This window comes from Azospirillum sp. B506 (assembly GCF_000333595.1).
Lineage (GTDB): Bacteria > Pseudomonadota > Alphaproteobacteria > Azospirillales > Azospirillaceae > Azospirillum.
On record NZ_BADK01000588.1, the window covers coordinates 1 to 2,155 of the forward strand.

General features: G+C 67.1%; 2 protein-coding genes and 1 pseudogene. 1 reads left to right on the forward strand and 2 read right to left on the reverse strand.

Annotated elements, in window-relative coordinates; genetic code table 11:
* Positions 1-355: pseudogene (locus I71_RS17165) on the reverse strand (2OG-Fe(II) oxygenase); the annotation flags it as partial.
* Between the two features lie 156 nt (positions 356-511).
* Positions 512-1,504 (reverse strand): mitochondrial fission ELM1 family protein, encoded by a 993-nt coding sequence (locus I71_RS17170; protein WP_042696058.1) that lies wholly within the window; start codon positions 1,502-1,504, stop codon positions 512-514.
* 152 nt (positions 1,505-1,656) lie between these two features.
* Here I71_RS17170 and I71_RS17175 point away from each other — a divergent pair.
* The coding region (locus I71_RS17175; protein ID WP_042696059.1) for an Lrp/AsnC family transcriptional regulator at positions 1,657-2,155 on the forward strand (499 nt) is incomplete at its 3' end.

Sequence of the window (2,155 nt, forward strand, 5' to 3'; positions counted from 1 at the left end):
GGCAATATTCGATGCGCAGGCTGGTGCCGGTCAGGTCGACGTTGCAGGTCTTCTGGATGGCGTCCACCACCGGGCGGCTCTGGAAGGCCTGGGCCACCGTCTCGCACACCGGATATCTGGCGCGGTTCTCCTCGCCGAAATAGGTGCGCGACGCATTGTTGGTCTCGCGCTTGCCATAGGTGTCGGACACCGGGGGCGGACCCCAGGGCAAATCGGCGATGGCGTCGGCGGTCTCCTCCGGCAGCGCCGCCGACAGCAGCCAGTGAGTGTAGGGCCGGTCGAACAGCCGGCTGTTCTCCAGGCAACGCAGGAAGGAGGCGGAAACGGCGTCTGGGGTGGGCATGGCGGCAGGCATGGCGGCGGAAGTTCCGGATGGAAGGACGGCCCCGGACCGTGATTTCGAACGGCCGGTTTGCCAGCGCTTATGACACGGAGCGCCGTGGAACTCCGCCCCCAAACCGGTCATACCAGCGGGGTGTGCGCATTGGTCGCGCCGCACCCCGCCTGCTTGTCAGGACAGCCCGAAACGCTTGCGGTGGGCGGACAGGCGGCGGCGCACCTCTTCGGCCACCACCTCCGTCTCGTTCAGGGGCACATAGTCCCAGTGGTCCAGGGAGCCGTCGAAAGGCCGGGTGATGCCGTCCTGGTACAGCCCGTCATGGAAGGCGCGGAACTTGGGCGACCCACCGTCCAGCTCGATCACATAGACAGGCTTGCCGGTCGAGCAGGCCTCCGACGTCATCGACACGCTGTCGCAGGTCACCACCACCGCATCCGCCAAACCGAGATAGGCGAAATAGGGATTCTCGCCGGTGCCGTCCCACACCTCCGCCGGCAGGCCGGACAGGCGGGCGCGCAGGATCGCTTCGTTGTCGGCACCGGTGCGGCGCGACGGGGTGACCATCAGCCCGGCACCGTGGGTCCGCGTCAGGTTGGCCAGCCGTTCGGCCACGTCGCCCATGATGGTCGGCGTCAGGCGGTAGACGCCGTTGTCACCGCCGATCAGCACGGCGATTCGCGGGTGCGGCAGATGGGCCAGGCGGGGAGCGAACCGCTCCGCCGCGCCAGCCAGGATGGCGGGCGTCACCCGGTGCAGGGCGCCGCGGGTCACCAGCACATTGTCGCCGCGCAGCTTGTCGTGGCGCGGCACGACGATCAGGTCGAAGTTGCGCGGGTTCATCACCGGATCCTGGATCTGGACGGTGAAGGTGCGGCCACCCGACTGCTGGCGCACCGCCAGCGAGACGGCGATGGACTGCCGCCCGGTGCCGATCAGCAGGTCGGGCCAGGGCGGCTCCACCGGATCGCCCTGGGGGCCGGCGGCAAAGCGGTTGCCGATGCGCCAGTAAGGGGTCAGCTGGCGCCAGGGCGTGCGCAGGCGCACGCGCTTGACGACCGGCGTCAGGCCAAGCGACTCCGCCAGACCGATGCATTGGTTTTCCATGCCGGCCTTGCCGTCCGACACGACCCAGCAGGTCAGGGGCGAGCTGGTTAGAGGTTGCATGAGAACTCGGATTGTTGAGGCTGCGAAGGGGACTGCGGCGAAAAGACCGTTATCCGGGTTGCTCGCCCTTGCGGGGGTTTCGGTCTTGGCGTAGACACCATGCCCGTGTAATATCCTTTCTCCAAATCATCCCCGGAGCGACCGAGTAAACCATGCGGCGGGTCAAACTCGACCGAATTGACCGTCGGATTCTGCGCGATCTGCAGAACGACGGCCGGATGACCAACGTGGAGCTTGCCCGACGTGCCGGCATCTCCGCTCCGCCCTGCCTGCGCCGCGTCCGCGCGCTGGAGGAGGCGGGATTCATCCGTGGCTACCACGCCGACGTCAACCCCGATGCACTGGGGTTCGGCGTCACGGTGTTCGCCCAGGTCGGCCTCAGCAGCCAGGCCGAAGCGGACCTAAAGAAATTCGAGGAGCTCGTCAACAGCTGGCCGCTGGTTCGTGAGTGCAACATGCTGGCCGGCGAATATGACTTCGTGCTGAAGATCGTGGCGGAGGACTGGGACGACTACCAGCGCTTCCTGACGACCAAGCTGACGGCGGCCCCCAACGTCGCCCATGTGAAGTCGGCGCTGTCGATCCGCACCAGCAAGCACACCCCCGGCGTTCCCATCGACGTCGATTCGCCCGATATCCCGGAAGGGACTG

Excerpts from the sequence above, each read along its gene's own strand:
- I71_RS17170 (WP_042696058.1), bottom strand. The coding sequence starts at position 1,504 with ATGCAACCTCTAACCAGCTCGCCCCTGACCTGCTGGGTCGTGTCGGAC.